The 17,599-nt window shown below is 63.7% G+C and carries 16 protein-coding genes and 1 tRNA gene; 15 read left to right on the top strand and 2 right to left on the bottom strand.

Translation table 11 applies throughout. The features are described 5' to 3' along the window. Positions 1 to 28 precede the first annotated feature (28 nt). Together U5A57_RS06320 and aroC are read left to right on the top strand one after the other, a co-directional pair. Entirely contained in the window at positions 29 to 2,014 is a 1,986-nt protein-coding gene (locus U5A57_RS06320) for an MFS transporter (RefSeq protein WP_321909109.1), read from the top strand. 146 nt (positions 2,015 to 2,160) lie between these two features. Continuing rightward, positions 2,161 to 3,261 (top strand): chorismate synthase, encoded by a 1,101-nt coding sequence (gene aroC / locus U5A57_RS06315; protein WP_321909107.1) that lies wholly within the window; start codon positions 2,161 to 2,163, stop codon positions 3,259 to 3,261. 96 nt (positions 3,262 to 3,357) lie between these two features. Here the strand turns inward: aroC and U5A57_RS06310 are convergent, their stop codons facing one another. Beyond that, positions 3,358 to 5,031, bottom strand: coding sequence for an electron transfer flavoprotein-ubiquinone oxidoreductase (locus tag U5A57_RS06310; protein WP_321909104.1), 1,674 nt, complete (start codon positions 5,029 to 5,031; stop codon positions 3,358 to 3,360). Between the two features lie 176 nt (positions 5,032 to 5,207). Between U5A57_RS06310 and U5A57_RS06305 the strand changes: the two genes are divergently transcribed. Together U5A57_RS06305 and U5A57_RS06300 are read left to right on the top strand one after the other, a co-directional pair. Then, positions 5,208 to 5,984, top strand: a complete 777-nt coding sequence (locus U5A57_RS06305; RefSeq protein ID WP_321909103.1) for an SDR family oxidoreductase — start codon at positions 5,208 to 5,210, stop codon at positions 5,982 to 5,984. A 65-nt stretch (positions 5,985 to 6,049) separates the two neighbouring features. Continuing rightward, the gene (locus U5A57_RS06300; protein WP_321909102.1) at positions 6,050 to 6,490 is read left to right on the top strand and encodes an acyl-CoA thioesterase; all 441 of its coding nucleotides are present in this window, start codon (positions 6,050 to 6,052) and stop codon (positions 6,488 to 6,490) included. A gap of 24 nt (positions 6,491 to 6,514) precedes the next feature. Here the strand turns inward: U5A57_RS06300 and U5A57_RS06295 are convergent, their stop codons facing one another. Then, positions 6,515 to 7,087: a LuxR C-terminal-related transcriptional regulator gene (locus U5A57_RS06295; protein ID WP_321909100.1), complete on the bottom strand. Its 573-nt coding sequence runs from the start codon at positions 7,085 to 7,087 to the stop codon at positions 6,515 to 6,517. A 257-nt stretch (positions 7,088 to 7,344) separates the two neighbouring features. Here U5A57_RS06295 and U5A57_RS06290 point away from each other — a divergent pair, with 257 nt between their 5' ends. The 11 genes from U5A57_RS06290 (at position 7,345) to pheS (ending at position 17,593) form a co-directional block, all read left to right on the top strand. Continuing rightward, the gene (locus U5A57_RS06290; RefSeq protein ID WP_321909099.1) at positions 7,345 to 8,064 is read left to right on the top strand and encodes a CoA transferase subunit A; all 720 of its coding nucleotides are present in this window, start codon (positions 7,345 to 7,347) and stop codon (positions 8,062 to 8,064) included. Positions 8,065 to 8,079: 15 nt separating this feature from the next. Next, positions 8,080 to 8,721 (top strand): CoA transferase subunit B, encoded by a 642-nt coding sequence (locus U5A57_RS06285; protein WP_321909097.1) that lies wholly within the window; start codon positions 8,080 to 8,082, stop codon positions 8,719 to 8,721. A gap of 170 nt (positions 8,722 to 8,891) precedes the next feature. Further along, a complete protein-coding gene (locus U5A57_RS06280; protein WP_321909095.1) occupies positions 8,892 to 9,785 on the top strand; it encodes an alpha/beta hydrolase in 894 nt (297 codons plus the stop codon). A gap of 96 nt (positions 9,786 to 9,881) precedes the next feature. After that, positions 9,882 to 10,235 carry a RidA family protein gene (locus tag U5A57_RS06275; RefSeq protein ID WP_158757491.1) on the top strand — a complete coding sequence of 118 codons (354 nt, stop codon included), beginning with the start codon at positions 9,882 to 9,884 and terminating at the stop codon, positions 10,233 to 10,235. A gap of 88 nt (positions 10,236 to 10,323) precedes the next feature. Then, positions 10,324 to 12,573 (top strand): bifunctional (p)ppGpp synthetase/guanosine-3',5'-bis(diphosphate) 3'-pyrophosphohydrolase, encoded by a 2,250-nt coding sequence (locus U5A57_RS06270; RefSeq protein ID WP_321909092.1) that lies wholly within the window; start codon positions 10,324 to 10,326, stop codon positions 12,571 to 12,573. 72 nt (positions 12,574 to 12,645) lie between these two features. After that, a tRNA-Val gene (locus U5A57_RS06265) sits at positions 12,646 to 12,722 on the top strand. Between the two features lie 275 nt (positions 12,723 to 12,997). Continuing rightward, a complete protein-coding gene (gene thrS / locus U5A57_RS06260) occupies positions 12,998 to 14,905 on the top strand; it encodes a threonine--tRNA ligase (RefSeq protein WP_321909091.1) in 1,908 nt (635 codons plus the stop codon). A gap of 50 nt (positions 14,906 to 14,955) precedes the next feature. Continuing rightward, positions 14,956 to 15,477, top strand: coding sequence for a translation initiation factor IF-3 (gene infC, locus U5A57_RS06255; protein ID WP_158759059.1), 522 nt, complete (start codon positions 14,956 to 14,958; stop codon positions 15,475 to 15,477). Between the two features lie 293 nt (positions 15,478 to 15,770). Next, the gene (rpmI, locus tag U5A57_RS06250) at positions 15,771 to 15,968 is read left to right on the top strand and encodes a 50S ribosomal protein L35 (RefSeq protein ID WP_004191477.1); all 198 of its coding nucleotides are present in this window, start codon (positions 15,771 to 15,773) and stop codon (positions 15,966 to 15,968) included. A 30-nt stretch (positions 15,969 to 15,998) separates the two neighbouring features. Beyond that, positions 15,999 to 16,358, top strand: a complete 360-nt coding sequence (gene rplT / locus U5A57_RS06245; RefSeq protein ID WP_004192938.1) for a 50S ribosomal protein L20 — start codon at positions 15,999 to 16,001, stop codon at positions 16,356 to 16,358. Between the two features lie 221 nt (positions 16,359 to 16,579). Further along, positions 16,580 to 17,593 carry a phenylalanine--tRNA ligase subunit alpha gene (gene pheS, locus U5A57_RS06240; RefSeq protein WP_321909089.1) on the top strand — a complete coding sequence of 338 codons (1,014 nt, stop codon included), beginning with the start codon at positions 16,580 to 16,582 and terminating at the stop codon, positions 17,591 to 17,593. Positions 17,594 to 17,599 lie beyond the last annotated feature (6 nt).

Here is a 17,599-nt window from a genome sequence, read left to right as displayed (position 1 = left end):
CGAATTCCGTCAGTGCGACTCCTACTCGATGAACGATAGACCGATGCCAGCGGCGCAGCGCGACAAGCGCAAAGCGCACCATGAGGGTGATCACGCATCGCAATTCACGCTGCTGCGCCAGCGCCGTTTCGCGCCGTTTTTCTGGACACAGTTCCTTGGGGCGATGAACGACAACGTGTTCAAGATCGGCTTTACGTCGCTCGTCACGTATCAGGCTGCGCGGTTTTCCGGCGTCGATCCGAAGACGGTCGCGTTTCTGATCTCGGCCATTTTCATTTTGCCGTTCGTGCTGTTTTCCGCGACCTCGGGCCAGGTCGCCGACAAGTACGACAAGGCGATGCTCACGCGCTGGGTCAAGACCTTCGAGATCGCGGTCATGCTGATCGGCGCGGCCGGTTTCTGGATGCACAGCGCGCCGCTGCTGTATGCGTGCACGTTCCTGATGGGCGTGCATTCCACGGTGTTCGGGCCGGTCAAGTACGCGTACCTCCCGCAGCGGCTCACGCCCGAAGAACTGGTTGGCGGCAACGGGCTCGTCGAGATGGGCACGTTCGTCGCGATTCTGCTCGGCACGATCGTGGGCGGCGTGGCGGCGGGTATCGGGGCGATGGATCCCGCGTCCGCGCATGCCGACGCTGGGCCGCCGCTTGGCGCATGGTGGCTCGGCGGCATGTGCATCGTCATCGCGCTCGTGGGGCGGGTGGCCTCGGCTTTCGTGCCGCCGTGCGAGCCGTCGCAGCCGGATCTGCGCATCAACTGGAACCCGTTTTCCGAAACCTGGCGCAACCTGCGCCTCGCCCACGGCAACCGCACCGTGTTTCTGAGCCTGCTCGGCATCTCGTGGCTCTGGTTTGTCGGCGCGACGTTTCTGGCGTCGTTCTTCAATTTCGCCAAAGATGTGATGTCGGCCGATCCCGACGTCGTGACCGTGCTGCTCGCGATGTTCTCGCTTGGCATCGGCTCGGGGTCGCTGCTGTGCGAGCGGCTCTCGCGGCGGCGCATCGAGGTGGGCCTCGTGCCGCTTGGCTCGATCGGGATCAGCGTGTTCGGCATCGATCTCTTCTTTGCGAGCCATGCGTTGCCGGCCGCTTCGCATCTGCTTTCGGTGGGCGAATTCCTGCGCACTGCCGCGCACTGGCGCGTGCTCGCCGACCTGTTCCTGCTCGCCATGTTCGGCGGCTTCTACAGCGTGCCGCTCTACGCGCTGATCCAGAGCCGCAGCGCGCCCAGCCACCGCGCCCGCATCATCGCCGCGAACAACATCCTCAATTCGCTCTTCATGATCGTCTCGGCGCTCATGGCGATGGCGCTCACGTCCGCAGGCGTCGGTATTCCGGGCATTTTCCTCACCACGGCGCTGCTCAATATCGTCGTGGCGGCGTATATCTACACGCTCGTGCCCGAGTTCCTGCTGCGTTTCGTGGCGTGGGTGCTCGTGCACACGGTCTACCGCGTGCGGCTCGTGCACACCGAGCGCATACCGGCAGAGGGCGCGGCGGTGCTCGTCTGCAATCACGTGAGTTATGTCGATGCGATCGTGATCATGGCCGAGAGCCCGCGGCCGATCCGCTTCGTCATGGATCAGCAGATCTTCCGTTCGCCGTTCTTCGGCTGGGTGTTCCGTCACGCCAAGGCCATTCCGATTGCGCCCGCTCACGAAGATCCGGCTGCGCTTGCCGCTGCCTATGATGCGTGCGCGGCTGCGCTCGCCGAGGGCGATCTCGTCTGCATTTTTCCGGAGGGCAAGCTCACGCGCACGGGCGACATGAACCCGTTCCGCCACGGCGTGACCGAAATCTTGCGGCGCACGCCGGTTCCCGTCGTGCCGTTGGCGTTGCGCGGGCTGTGGGGCAGCGCGTTCTCGCGCTTTCCGGCATCCGGGCAGGACCGGCCGCTACGACGGGGTTTGACGAGCCGTTTGACGCTCGCGGTGGGCGAGCCGATCGCGGCGGCGGACGCCACGCTCGAGCGCTTGCAGGAGACGGTGGCGGAGCTGCGCGGCGCGCGGCGCTGACGCAAGGGGCATGCGGGGCATGGGGGGCGGCAGGCTGTGCCGCCCAAACCGGCGTCGCGCCGCCTTTCGCCCGACCGCGCGGTCGGGCGTCGCCGCGCGCGGGCTGGCATAATAATGGATTCCCCGATTCACTTTGGACGACCGCCATGTCCGGCAACACGCTCGGTACGCTTTTCACCGTCACCACCTTCGGCGAATCCCACGGTCCGGCCATTGGCTGCGTCATCGACGGCTGCCCGCCCGGCCTGGCGCTCACCGAAGCCGATATCCAGATCGACCTGGACCGTCGCCGCCCCGGCACGTCGCGTCACGTGACGCAGCGCCAGGAAGAGGACAAGGTCGAGATTCTCTCGGGCGTGTTCGAAGGGCGCACCACGGGCACGCCTATCGCTCTGCTTATCCGCAATACCGACCAGCGCAGCAAGGACTACGGCAACATCGTCGAGACCTTCCGTCCCGGTCACGCCGACTACACCTATTGGCAGAAGTACGGCATTCGCGACTATCGCGGCGGCGGCCGCTCGTCGGCGCGCCTCACGGCGCCCACGGTCGCGGCGGGCGCCGTGGCGAAGAAGTGGCTGCGTGAGCGCTTTGGCGTGGAAGTGCGCGGCTACATGCGCGCGCTCGGCGAGATCGACGTGCCGTTCGTGAGCTGGGAGCACGTGCACGAGAACCCGTTCTTCGTGCCCAACGCCGACGTCGTGCCGCAGCTCGAGGACTACATGGACGCGTTGCGCAAGGACGGCGACTCGATCGGTGCGCGCGTGAACGTGGTGGCGAGCGGCGTGCCGGTGGGTTGGGGCGAACCGTTGTTCGACCGGCTCGACGCCGATATCGCGCACGCCATGATGGGCATCAACGCGGTGAAGGGCGTGGAGATCGGCGCGGGCTTCGCAAGCGTCGCGCAGCGCGGCTCGGTGCACGGCGACGAGCTGACGCCGAACGGTTTTCACGGCAACCACGCTGGCGGCGTGCTCGGCGGCATTTCGACGGGGCAGGACATCACCGTCTCGATCGCCATCAAGCCGACCTCGAGCATTCGCACGCCGCGCCGCTCGATCGACAAGGCGGGCGACCCCGCGACGGTCGAGACCTTTGGCCGCCACGACCCGTGCGTGGGCATTCGCGCGACGCCGATCGCCGAGGCCATGCTCGCGCTCGTGCTGATCGATCACGCGCTGCGCCACCGCGCACAGAATGCCGACGTCGTCGTGACGACGCCGAAGATCGCGGCCAGCGACGAGTGATGTTCGCCGGTGCGGCGCGAGCCGCACTCGTTGCGCGGGCAACAAAAAAGCCGCTTCAGGCTGACACCTGAAGCGGCTTTTTTTCGCTTGCCGAACTTACATGTTCGGATAGTTCGGACCGCCGCCACCTTCCGGCGTGACCCACACGATGTTCTGCGTCGGGTCCTTGATGTCGCAGGTCTTGCAGTGCACGCAGTTCTGCGCGTTGATCTGCAGACGGTCGCTGCCGTCGTCGTTCTTCATGAACTCGTACACCGCGGCCGGGCAGAAGCGCGCTTCGGGGCCCGCGTAGGTGCGCAGGTTCACGTTCACGGGCACGCTCGCGTCCTTGAGCGTCAAGTGCGCGGGCTGATTCTCTTCGTGGTTCGTGTTCGAGATGAACACCGAGGAGAGCCGGTCGAACGTGAGCTTGCCATCAGGTTTCGGATACTCGATCGGCTTGCATTGTGAAGCCGGTTTCAGCATCTCGTGATCGCGGTGCTGGTGATGCAGCGTCCACGGCACGTTGCCGCCCAGCAGCTTCTGCTCGATGCCCACCATCAGCGTGCCGAGATACAGGCCCTTGCTCATCCACTGCTTGAAGTTGCGCGCCTTGTACAGTTCCGTGTAGAGCCACGACTGCTTGAACGCTTCGGGGTACGCCGCGAGTTCATCGCTCTGGCGGCCGGCCTGCACGGCTTCGAACGCCGCATCGGCCGCGAGCATGCCGGTCTTGATCGCCGCGTGGCTGCCCTTGATGCGCGAGGCGTTCAGGAAGCCCGCGTCGTCGCCCACGAGCGCGCCGCCCGGGAATACGAGCTTGGGCAGCGACATCAGGCCGCCTGCGGTGATCGCGCGTGCGCCGTACGACACGCGCTTGCCGCCTTCGAGGTACTTGCGGATTTCCGGGTGCGTCTTGTAACGCTGGAACTCTTCAAACGGCGAAAGGTACGGGTTCTGGTATGCGAGACCGACAACGAAGCCCACCATCACCTGGTTGTTGTCGATGTGGTAGAGGAACGAGCCGCCATACGTATCGGATTCGAGCGGCCAGCCCGCCGTGTGGATCACGAGACCCGGCTGGTGCTTCGCCGGATCGATTTCCCACAGTTCCTTGATGCCGATACCGTAGACCTGCGGGTCCGAATCCTTGCCCAGCTTGAACTTCTCGTTGAGCTGGCGGCCCAGGTGTCCGCGGCAGCCTTCGCAGAACAGCGTGTACTTGGCGTGCAGCTCCATGCCGAGCTGGAAGTTCTCGGTGGGCTCGCCGTCCTTGCCGACACCCATGTTGCCGGTGGCGACGCCCTTGACCGAGCCATCGTCGTTGTAGAGCACTTCCGCAGCCGGAAAACCGGGGAAGATTTCCACGCCCAGCGCCTCGGCCTGCTGGCCCAGCCAGCGCGTGACGTTGGCGAGGCTGATGACGTAGTTGCCGTGATTCTTGAAGTTGTCGGGCAGTGCCCAGTTCGGCACAGATTTAGCCCCCGTTTCGGAAAGAAAAAGGAACTTGTCCTCGGTCACGGGCACGTTCAGCGGTGCGCCTTGCTCTTTCCAGTCCGGCATCAGCTCGTTCAGGGCACGCGGATCCATGACCGCGCCCGAGAGGATGTGCGCCCCGATTTCCGAGCCTTTCTCCAGCACGCAAACGCCGATTTCGGTGCCTTTTTCCGCGGCCAGCTGCTTCAGGCGGATCGCGGCGGACAGCCCGGCGGGGCCACCGCCGACGATCACGACGTCGTATTCCATCGACTCGCGTGGACCGTATTGCTCTAAAAGACTTGCGGGGGTCATCAATGCTCCTCTTGCCATTAGAATGCTTTTTTCGGGTTCGTATTGTCGGGTAACGTTCCCCGTGCCGCAACCCAACAGGCTAACATTAGCACGACCGTTCTATTCTATGGCGTCAGATTTGGTGTGCCGGTCAGGCCGCGTTCTGGCGCTTATTCACCTCTGAACAGGAACCGGAAATGGGCCGTTCGATCAATCTGGAAGGCAAGGTCGCGATGATCACGGGGGCCTCCAGCGGGCTCGGCAAGCGCTTCGCCCAGGTGCTCTCGCAGGCGGGCGCAAAGGTCGTGCTGGCAAGCCGCCGCGTGGAGCGGCTCAAGGAACTGCGCGCCGAAATCGAGGCGAGCGGGGGCGCCGCCCACGTCGTGTCGCTCGACGTGACCGACTACCAGAGCATTCGCTCGGCAGTCGCGCATGCGGAAACCGAGGCGGGGACCATCGACATCCTCGTCAACAACTCGGGCGTGTCCACGACGCAAAAGCTCGCCGACGTCACGCCCGCCGACTTCGAATACGTATTCGACACCAACACGCGCGGCGCCTTTTTCGTGGCCCAGGAGGTCGCCAAGCGCATGATCATGCGCGGCAGCGGCGGCCCGAAACCGGCATACCGCATCATCAATATTGCTTCGGTGGCGGGTCTGCGCGCGCTGCCGCAAATCGGCCTGTACGCGATCAGCAAGGCCGCGGTCGTCCATATGACGAAGGCGATGGCGCTCGAATGGGGGCGTCACGGCATCAACGTGAACGCGATCTGCCCGGGCTACATCGACACGGAGATCAACCATCACCACTGGTCGACGGAGCAGGGGCAAAAGCTCGTCGCGATGCTGCCGCGCCACCGCGTCGGCATGCCCGAAGACCTGGATGGCCTGCTGCTGCTGCTCGCCGCCGACGAGTCGTCGTTCATCAACGGTTCGATCATTACCGCCGACGACGGCTTCGGGCTCACCTGAGTGCAGGCGAGTCCGGCCGCCGGCCGGCATTCCGTTTTTTCGCAACAGCAAGAAGTTGAAGTGCAATGAGTGACTACCACCCCGTTTTTGAGATGACCATGCCGATCCGTTGGGGCGACATGGACGCGTTCGGCCATGTGAACAACACGGTCTACTTCCGCTACATGGAGCAGGTGCGGATTTCCTGGTTCGAGCATCTGGGCGTGGCCGCGGAGAGCGGCGACGGCCAGGGGCCCGTGATCGTCAATGCTTCGATGGAATTCCTCAAGCAGTTGCATTACCCTGGCGACATCGTCTGCACGATGACGGTCGGCCAGCCTGGCCGCAGCAGCTTCGACACCGGTTTCGAGCTGCGCCGCGCCGACGAGCCCGACACGCTCTACGCACGCGGAAACGCACGCTGCGTGTGGATCGATTACGCGGCGGGCAAGTCGGTGCCGATTCCCGACATGCTGCGCTCGACCATCGAGCATGCGGGCCTCGTCAAGTCCGACCGGGTAGGCTGAGCCTTACGTCGCAGGCGCGCGCCTTTACTGGCCGAGCAGCCGCTGCAGCAGCTCGGTGGCGTTGCCGGTGTCGTACTTGCGCATGAGGCGCGCACGATAAACATCCACGGTGCGCGGGCTGATATCGAGAATCCGCCCGATCTGCTTGCTGGTCTTGCCGGTCACGAGCTGCGCGGCGATTTCGCGCTCGCGCGGCGTGAGCTCGATGGCCACGCGTCGCGTCGCGCTAAGGTCTTCAAACGTCCAGACGCCCGCCGCGTGTGGCTCGGCGCGGTCGAGCGAGCGCCCCGTGACGTGACACCAGAAGAGCTCACCGTTGGCGCGCTTCATGATGCGGTCGTCGGCGTAGCTGCCTTGCGCCGTCATGATCGGCGGGATGCGTGCGCCAATGCGCTCGAACTCGTCCGCAGAAGGGTAGAGCACCTGGAACGACTGGCCGATCAGGGCCTCGCGTGCGCAGCCGAAGATCGCGGCGACCTGGTCGTTGCAATCGACGATGGTGCGCTCGCGCGCAAGCACGAGGCCGATGGGCGCGAGATGGAACGCGGTCTGGTAGTCGAGAGCGGAGCGTTCGGCGGGTTGGATTGGAGCGGCCATGGCGGACGGTGCGGGTATTGCTTTATGTAGTTTTGCGTATTGTGCCGCATCAGGGGGCCAGCGTACGCTTTGCACCCATCGGAGGGGCAGATTTCAAGGCTCGCGCAGCTCGTTAGGGCCCGTGCGAGCCTCCCGGCCGGGCTGCCGGCTTCACGGCAACGCCACCGGGGCATGACTAGAATTGAGCATCCGGACGCGCTCGACGTCCGCGCGACAAACCGGATTGGCGGATTTCCATTCGAGGAAGGGACACACTGATGAACAAGGTCTATAAAAGCGCGGCTGCCGCGCTCGAAGGCATCGTCAAGGACGGGCAGACATTCGCGGTTGGCGGCTTTGGCCTCTGCGGCATTCCCGAAGCGCTGATCGGCGCACTGCGCGATACGGGCGTGAAGGGCATCACCTGCATCAGCAACAACGCGGGTGTGGACGGCTTCGGCCTCGGCTTGCTGCTGGAGACGCGCCAGATCAAGAAAATGATCTCGTCCTACGTGGGCGAGAACAAGGAATTCGAGCGCCAGTATCTGTCGGGCGAACTCGAACTCGAATTCACGCCGCAAGGCACGCTGGCTGAAAAGCTGCGCGCGGGCGGCGCCGGCATTCCGGCGTTCTTCACGAATACCGGCTTCGGCACGCTGATCGCCGAAGGCAAGGAAACGCGCCAGTTCGGCGACAAGCACTACGTGCTCGAGCATTCGCTCACGGCCGATGTCGCGCTCGTGAAGGCGTGGAAGGCCGACAAGTCGGGCAACCTGGTCTTCCGCCGCACGGCGCGCAACTTCAACCCGATGTGCGCGATGGCCGGCAAGATCACCGTGGCGGAAGTGGAGGAGATCGTCGAGAACGGCGCGCTCGACCCGGACGCCATCCATACGCCGGGCATCTTCGTGCAGCGCATCGTGCTCAACGCGCACCCGGAAAAGCGCATCGAACAACGCACCGTGCGCGCCGCAGCCGGCAACGCCGCGAGCAACTGAGCAAGGAGACCGACCATGGCATGGAATCGTGACGAAATGGCCGCGCGCGCGGCGAAGGAACTGCAGGACGGCTTCTACGTGAACCTCGGCATCGGCCTGCCGACGCTCGTGGCCAACCACGTGCCCGCGGGCATGGAGGTGTGGCTGCAGTCGGAAAACGGCCTGCTCGGCATCGGCCCGTTCCCGACCGAAGAAGAAGTGGACGCCGACATGATCAACGCCGGCAAGCAGACCGTGACGACGCTGCCGGGTTCGTCGATTTTCTCGTCGGCGGACTCGTTCGCGATGATTCGCGGCGGCCACATCAACCTGGCGATCCTCGGCGCCATGCAGGTGAGCGAGAAGGGCGACCTGGCCAACTGGATGATCCCCGGCAAGATGATCAAGGGCATGGGCGGCGCGATGGACCTCGTGGCGGGCGTTGGCCGTGTGGTCGTGCTGATGGAGCACGTGGCAAAGGGCGACCAGCACAAGATTCTCGACGCCTGCACGCTGCCGCTGACGGGCGTGGGCGTGGTCGACCTCATCATCACCGATCTCGGCGTGATGGAAGTGAGCGATGCCGGTCTGAAGGTGACCGAGCTGGCGCCGGGCGTGACGGTGGACGAGATCAAGGCCAAGACTGGCGCGCCGCTCGATGTGAGCGCGGTGAGCTGAACGTCGTAGCGTAAGCATGATTCGCGGCGGGCGAGACTTCGGTCTCGCCCGTTTCGTTTTGGCCGTGCTTTTCGGTGCGGGTTGCGTGCGGCTTTGCCACCGATGCCGCGCGGCAAAGCCGTTTACAATCGGCCGAAAGTCTTGATGCGCCTTCGAGCGAGGATCCCGCGATGACCGAATCGACCGCCGTGCCGCGCCAGCAATATGTGCAGTGCCTGAGTCCCGCGGGCCTGCACCGCATCGCGTACACCGAGTGGGGCGACCCCGCCAATCCGCGCGTGCTCGTATGCGTGCACGGACTCACGCGCTCGGGACGCGACTTCGACCGCTTTGCCGCTGCCATGGCCGACGAATACCGTGTTGTCTGCCCCGACGTGGCCGGGCGCGGTCTCTCATCGTGGCTGCTCGACCCGCGCGGCTACGGCGTCGCGCAGTACCTCGCGGACATGGTTACGTTGATCGCGCGCACCGGCGTGGAGAAAGTCGACTGGTTTGGCACCTCGATGGGCGGCCTGATCGGCATGGCGCTCGCGGGGCTGCCGGGCTCGCCCATTGGCCGCATGCTGCTCAACGACATCGGGCCGCATATCGAACCCGCGTCGCTTGCTCGCATCGGCGAGTACGTCGGGCAAGGCGGGTCTTTCGCTACGCTTCAGGAAGGCATCGACAACGCGGCGCTTCTCGCGGCTTCGTTCGGCCCGCTCAGCGCCGGGGAGTGGCGCGAGATCAATACGCCGTTGCTGCACGAAGTGGACGGCCAGTGGCGCTACCGCTACGACCCGCGCATTGCCGAACCCTTCAAGTCGACCACGCCGGAGCAGAACGAAGAGGGCGAGAAGTTTCTGTGGCGCTCGCTCGCCGCGTTCGAGGGGCCCGTGCTTGTCGTGCGCGGAGCGCTTTCGGACCTGCTTTCGCGCGAAACGGTCACGAAGATGGTCGAGACCGGGCGCAACGTATCGAGCGTCGAAATCGAGGGCGTCGGGCATGCGCCCGCGTTCCTCGCGCCCGACCAGATCGCGATCGCGCGCCGTTTTTTCGACGGCGAGGGCCTTCGCGCGTCATAATATGAGATTCGCCGGCATATTCCGGTGCGCTTGCATGCGCGCTGGCTCGCGCCGGCCCGGAAGTCGATCGTTTTTCACTTCTCAACAGGAATTTTCATGGCAGTCATTCGTCACCACGTTGGCCCGCGTCTTTCGGAAACCGCCATCCACAATGGCACCGTCTACTTGGCTGGCCAGATCGCCGAGGACACGAAAGAGGACATCGCCGGCCAGATGCGCGAAGTGCTCGGCCACATCGACCGCCTGCTGGGCGAGGCGAACAGCGACAAGTCGCTGCTTCTCTCGGTGCAGATCTATATCGCCGACATGAAGGATTTCCCCGGCATGAACGCCGAGTGGGACAAGTGGGTTGCGCAAGGCGCGACGCCGCCGCGCGCGACGGTCGAAGCGAAGCTCGCGAATCCGGAATGCCTCGTCGAGATCGTCGTGGTGGCTGCGCAGCGCGATTGAGTGCAAGTCGTTCAGTCGGAGTAGTTTCACCGAGTGTGTTTGATCCTTTTCGTTGTCGCCCGTCCGGCATGCCGGCGGGCATCGCCTCATGAGTAGCGACACCGTTCCTCCCGCCCCCGCGGTTTCCGCCGATACCGGCGCGCTGCCGTCGCTCGACGACGCGCTTGCGTTCGTGCGCGAGCACGCCGGCGACGCACGTCTTTCCACCGGCGAGCCGCTCATCGAGCACGCGCAGGGCACGGCGTCCATCATGAGCCGGCTCAACGTCGATCCGCCTGCCGTGCTCGCCGCGGCGCTCTTCAATCTCGCGCCGCATCTCGACGATCCGGAAGCCACGCTCGAAGCGCGCTTCGGCGCGGAAGTCGCCAAGCTGGTGTTCGACGTGCGCAAGCTGTTGCGGCTTGGCAGCGTGAGCCTGCGGGCGGCGCAGCAGGCCGTGCCCGAAGCCGGCCGCGAAGGGCGCGACGCCCAGGCGGCGCGGCGCGCGCAGGTCGAGTCGTTGCGCAAGATGCTGCTCGCGTTCGCGCAGGACATCCGCGTCGTGCTGATCCGGCTCGCGTCGCGCCTGCAGTCGCTGCGCTTTTATGCGGCGGCCAAGATCACGCCCGCGCCCGAGATCGCGCACGAGTCGCTCGAAATCTACGCGCCGCTCGCCAACCGGCTGGGCATCTGGCAACTCAAGTGGGAACTCGAAGATCTCGCGTTCCGCTTTCAGGAGCCCGCTACCTACAAGCGCATCGCGAAGCTGCTCGACGAAAAGCGCGTGGAACGCGAGAGCTACGTGGCCGAGGCGATCGCGCGGCTGCAGAGTGAGCTTGCCGCCGCGCATATCCCCGCCGAAGTGAGCGGGCGGCCCAAGCACATCTACAGCATCTGGAAGAAGATGCGCGGCAAGGAGATCGACTTCTCCGAGCTTTACGATGTGCGCGCGTTCCGCGTGATCGTGCCCGACATCAAGGATTGCTACACGGTGCTCGGCATCGTGCACAACCTCTGGCAGCCGGTGCCGAAGGAGTTCGACGACTACATCTCGCGGCCCAAGCCCAATGGATATCGCTCGCTGCACACCGTCGTGATCGGCGACGACGGCCGCGCGTTCGAGGTGCAGATCCGCACGCAGGAGATGCATCAGTTCGCCGAGTACGGCGTGGCCGCGCACTGGCGCTACAAGGAGGCCGGTGCGAAGGGCTACGGCGGCCAGTTCAGCGCAAGCAGCAGCTACGACGAGAAGATCGCGTGGCTGCGCCAGTTGCTTGCCTGGAAGGACGATGTCTCGGACGGGCGGCAGCCGTGGGAGCAGTTGCGCCAGGCCACGCTCGACGACGACCACATCTACGTTCTCACGCCCCAGGCGCGCGTGATCGCGCTGCCGCAAGGCGCGACGCCGCTCGACTTCGCGTATCACCTGCACAGCGAACTGGGCCATCGCTGCCGTGGCGCGCGCGTGGACGGCGCGATGGTGCCGCTCAACACCCAGCTTCGCAACGGCCAGACGGTCGAGATCGTTTCGGTGAAGGAGGGCGGGCCGTCGCGCGACTGGCTCAATCCGCAGCTCGGCTATCTGCATAGCCCGCGTGCGCGCCAGAAGGTGCGCGCGTGGTTCAACGCGATCGAAGCGCAGGAAAACATCGCCAACGGCCGCGCGATGGTGGAAAAGACGCTGCAGCGCGAGGGCCGCACGTCGGTCAATCTCGATCAGCTCGCGGCCAAGCTCGGCTTCAAGTCGCCCGACGACCTCTTCAGCGTGGTCGGCAAGGAAGAGTTCAGCCTGCGCAATGTCGAGCACGCATTGCACGACGCGCCCGCGGCCGAGCCCGAGGAGGAAACGCCCGAACAGCTCACCAAGCGCGCGAGCGGCGCGAACGTCGCGCATGGCGGGTCGTCGGGCGTGCTGGTGGTCGGCGTGGATGCGCTGCTGACCCAGCTCGCGCGCTGTTGCCGGCCCGCGCCGCCCGACGCGATCAGCGGTTTCGTCACGCGCGGCAAGGGCATGTCGATTCATCGCAGCGATTGCCCGACGTTCCTGCGCATGGCCGACCGTGCGCCCGAGCGCGTGCTGCATACCACCTGGTCCGCCGACGTGATGGGCGGGCGCGGCCAGTCGGTCTACCCGGTCGATATTTCGATCGAGGCCACTGACCGCCAGGGTTTGCTGCGCGACATCTCCGAAGTGTTCGCGCGCGAGAAGATGAACGTGATCGGCGTGAAGACGCAGTCGCGCCGCAATGCGGCGTACATGCAGTTCACGGTGGAAGTGTCGAATTCCGCGCAGATCCAGCGCGCCTGCGTGCTGCTGGGCGAGGTGGGCGGGGTGCAGCGGGCGTCGCGCAAGGGCTGAGGCGGCCAGAATTGGCGCGCTGCAAAAAAAGCTTGCCAAGTCTGCGGGTACTTCATATAATCTTTCTTCTTCAGGCTCGTAGCTCAGCTGGTTAGAGCACCACCTTGACATGGTGGGGGTCGTTGGTTCGAGTCCAATCGAGCCTACCAACGAAATCGAGGTCGCGGCGGTGGTTTTGCCGAGGCTTCACATGCAGTAAAAAGCGCTCTGCGCTCAAGGCGACTACGGTTATGACACCGCGAACGTTTACCGAAACTACTTCGGAGCGACGCTAGTCGAGGACCTCTTTCGCCTCTGCAGTCTGGTTTGAAAAGTGAATGCGGCCCCTCGAAAGCGGGGCCGCATTTTTTTTCGCTGCGAAGTTTTCCGCGGTCTGTTCCCACGAACAATACGATGTGCCTTCGCGGCACTTCTGGAGAAAAACATGGTTGCGATACGTCTGCCCGACGGTTCGGTTCGACAGTACGATCATCCCGTCACGGTCGCCGAAGTGGCGGCTTCGATTGGCCCCGGCCTCGCCAAGGCGGCGCTCGGCGGCAAGCTCGACGGCGAACTGGTCGATACGTCGACGCTGATCGATCGCGACGCATCGCTCGCCATCGTCACGGACAAGGATGCCGATGGCCTCGACATCATCCGTCACTCCACGGCGCACTTGCTCGCCTACGCGGTGAAGGAGCTGTATCCGGAAGCCCAGGTCACGATCGGGCCGGTCATCGACAACGGTTTCTACTACGACTTCGCGTACAACCGTCCCTTCACGCCCGAAGATCTCGAGAAGATCGAAAAGCGCATGCAGGAGCTCTCGAAGAAGGACGAGCCGGTGTCGCGCCGCGTTGTCACGCGCGGCGAAGCCGTGGACTACTTCAAGAGCATTGGCGAGAAGTACAAGGCCGAGATCATCGAGTCGATTCCGGGTGCGGAAGAGATCAAGCTGTACTCGCACGGCGGCTTCACGGACCTGTGCCGCGGCCCGCACGTGCCGTCCACGGGCAAGCTCAAGGTCTTCAAGCTCATGAAGGTCGCAGGCGCGTACTGGCGCGGCGACTCGAAGAACGAGCAGCTGCAGCGCATCTACGGCACGGCCTGGACGAAGAAGGAAGACCAGGACCAGTACCTCCATATGCTCGAAGAAGCCGAGAAGCGCGATCACCGCAAGCTCGGCAAGCAGCTCGATCTGTTCCACATGCAGGACGAGTCGCCGGGCATGGTGTTCTGGCACCCGAAGGGCTGGACGCTGTGGCAGCAGGTCGAGCAGTACATGCGCGGCCGCCTGCGCGTGGCTGGCTACGACGAGATCAAGACCCCGATGATCATGGACCGTTCGCTCTGGGAAGCGTCGGGTCACTGGCAGAACTATCGTGAAAACATGTTCACGACGGAGTCGGAAAAGCGCGATTACGCGATCAAGCCGATGAACTGCCCGGGCCACGTCCAGGTGTTCAATCACGGCCTGCGCTCGTATCGCGATCTGCCCCTGCGTTACGCCGAGTTCGGCTCGTGCCACCGCAACGAGGCGTCGGGCGCGCTGCACGGCCTGATGCGCGTGCGCGGCTTCGTCCAGGACGATGCGCACATCTTCTGTACGGAAGACCAGATCATCAGCGAGTCGATCGCCTTCAACACGCTGGCGATGAGCATCTACAAGGATTTCGGGTTCGATCACATCGACATCAAGTTGTCGCTGCGCCCGGATTCGCGCGCGGGGACGGATGAGACGTGGGATCGCGCCGAGCAGGGCCTGCGCGATGCGCTCACGGCCTGCGGCCTGCAGTGGGAAGAGCTGCCGGGCGAGGGCGCGTTCTACGGTCCGAAGGTCGAGTACCACATCAAGGACGCGCTCGGCCGCTCGTGGCAGTGCGGCACGCTGCAGCTCGACATGGTGCTGCCGGAGCGCCTCGGCGCCGAGTACGTGGCCGAAGACAACAGCCGCCGCCGCCCGATCATGCTGCACCGCGCCATTCTTGGTTCGATGGAGCGTTTTCTCGGGATTCTGATCGAGCACCATGCCGGCGCGATGCCGCCGTGGCTCGCTCCGGTGCAGGCCGTTGTGATGAATATCGCGGAAAGTCAGGCCGAATATGCCGCGAATCTGGTCCAATCGTTGCAAAAACAAGGGCTTAGAGTGGTAGGCGATTTGCGCAACGAGAAAATTAGCTATAAAATACGCGAGCACACGCTTGAGAAGGTCCCGTACCTGCTTGTCGTCGGCGACAAGGAGCGTGAAGCACAAACGGTAGCCGTGCGTGCCCGTGGCGGCGTCGATCTGGGTGTCATGCCTGTCGATGCCTTTACAGCGCGTCTTGCGGAAGACGTCAAGACGTTCAGGTAAGCCACTGCGGCAGCGCGGCTCGTTTTTTTAATTTTTAGAGGAAACGTAACATCGCTACGGATAAGTCGCATCGCATCAACGGTGAAATCACTGCACCCGAGGTGCGTCTCGTCGGAATCGAGAACGAGCCGCTCGGCATCGTAAAGCTGGCCGATGCGTTCCGCATGTCGGAACAGCAGGACGTCGATCTGGTTGAAATTGCTCCTCAGGCGGTGCCTCCCGTATGCCGCTTGATGGACTACGGCAAGTTCAAGTACCAGGAATCGAAGAAGCAGCACGAGGCCAAGCTCAAGCAGAAGGTCATCCAGGTCAAGGAAGTCAAATTCCGCCCGGGTACCGATGACGGCGATTACAACGTCAAGCTGCGTAATCTCGTCCGCTTCCTCGAAGATGGCGACAAGACGAAGATCACGTTGCGTTTCCGGGGCCGCGAAATGGCTCACCAGGAAATCGGTATGCGTATGCTCGAGCGCCTGCGCACCGACCTCGATGAAGTCGGTCAGGTCGAGCAAATGCCGAAGATGGAAGGGCGCCAGATGATCATGGTGCTCTCGCCGAAGAAGAAGAAGTAATTGGCGCGCCGCGCGGTTGTTCGATGCGCGGCGGTCAAAAGCAGTTTTCAATGACGTCTTCGACGCTATTGTGTTGAAGGCGGCAAGCAGGTTCCGGAACGGCGCCCGCGCGCTGCACGTGAAGTGCGGCAAACGGGCGTTTTTCCTGAAAGCGGCGGCGAGCTTGTTTTTCAAAAAGCCAGCCAGTCGCCAAAACAAGTGGAGTGGGTTTCGAAGGGCGGAAGTCCCGGCAAGGTGTGTGAACACCGCGCCAACCGCACACCCATGTCCATCAAATAATGGAGTAGTCTGTCATGCCGAAGATGAAGACCAAGAAGAGCGCTGCAAAGCGCTTCGTGGTTCGTCCGGGCGGTACCGTCAAGCGCGGTCAAGCCTTCAAGCGTCACATCCTGACGAAGAAGACCACCAAGAACAAGCGTCATCTGCGTGGTGCAACGGCCGTTCATGATTCCGATCTGAACTCCGTGCGCGCAATGCTGCCGTTCGCGTAATCCTCAACCGATAACTCATAGGAGCGAAACATGCCTCGAGTCAAACGTGGGGTTACCGCACGGGCCCGCCACAAGAAGATCATCAACCTGGCCAAGGGTTACCGCGGCCGTCGCAATAACGTCTACCGCATCGCCAAGCAGGCGGTCATGCGCGCAGGCCAGTACGCCTATCGCGATCGCCGCAACAAGAAGCGTGTGTTCCGCGCACTGTGGATCACGCGTATCAATGCAGCGGTGCGTCAGCACGACATGACCTACAGCGTGTTCATCAACGGCCTGAAGAAGGCTTCGATCGAACTCGACCGTAAGGTTCTGGCTGACATGGCTGTGTTCGACAAGGCTGCATTTGCTGCGATCGTCAAGCAGGTGAAGGCCGCCGTCGCTGCCTGATAGCAGGTATTGCGCAGGTTCGTTGCAGCAGCGTCCGGTTGTTTCGGTGATGCTGCAACAAAAACGGGGCTCCTCACCGAGCCCCGTTTTTGTTGGTAATTACGCTTCTTGCGCCGCTTCATGCAGTGTCTTCGCGCCGTCATCGCCTCGCTCGCGTCTGGCGTGCCGTAAGCGCGGAGATGCTCCAAGTCTCAAACTCTGACGCTGAAAAGATGGGATCAATGGATCTGGACCAGATTGTTGCCGACGCGCAAGGCGCGTTCGCTTCCGCCCCCGACGTCAACACGCTTGAAAACGAAAAGGCCCGCTTTCTCGGCAAGTCCGGCGCGCTGACCGAACTGCTCAAGGGTCTCGGCAAGCTCGACCCGGAAACGCGCAAGACCGAAGGCGCGCGCATCAACGCCGTCAAGCAGCAGGTGGAAGCCGCACTCAACGCGCGCCGCCAGGCACTCGCCGACGCGCTCCTGAACCAGCGTCTCGCCGCCGAGGCGATCGACGTCACGCTGCCGGGCCGCGGCACGGGTACGGGCAGCCTGCACCCCGTGATGCAGACGTGGGAACGCGTCGAGCGCATCTTCGGCTCGATCGGCTTCGACGTGGCCGACGGTCCCGAGATCGAAACTGACTGGTACAACTTTACCTCGCTCAACAGCCCGGAAAACCATCCGGCGCGCTCGATGCAGGACACGTTCTACGTGGACGGCAAGGACGCCGATGGCCGTCAGCTTTTGTTGCGCACGCACACGAGTCCGATGCAGGTGCGCTATGCGCGCACGCACACGCCGCCTATCAAGGTGATCGTGCCGGGCCGCACGTATCGCGTTGACAGCGACGCCACGCACTCGCCGATGTTCAACCAGGTCGAAGGCCTGTGGATCGAAGAGAACATCAGCTTCGCTGACCTGAAGGGTGTCTACACCGACTTCCTCAAGAAGTTCTTCGAACGTGACGACATCAAGGTGCGCTTCCGTCCGTCGTACTTCCCGTTCACGGAGCCCTCGGCCGAAATCGACATGATGTTCGAGCAAGGCAAGAACGCCGGCAAGTGGCTCGAGATCTCGGGTTCGGGCCAGGTGCATCCGAGCGTGATCCGCAACATGGGCCTCGACCCGGAGCGCTACATCGGCTTTGCGTTCGGCAGCGGCCTCGAACGCCTGACGATGCTGCGTTATGGCGTGCAGGATTTGCGCCTGTTCTTCGAAGGCGATCTGCGCTTCTTGCGTCAGTTCGCCTGAACGGAG

This window comes from Paraburkholderia sp. J11-2, from assembly GCF_905220185.1.
GTDB lineage: Bacteria > Pseudomonadota > Gammaproteobacteria > Burkholderiales > Burkholderiaceae > Paraburkholderia.
Note: the sequence above shows the minus strand (reverse complement) of the source record. Positions and strands in the feature narration are given on the sequence as shown.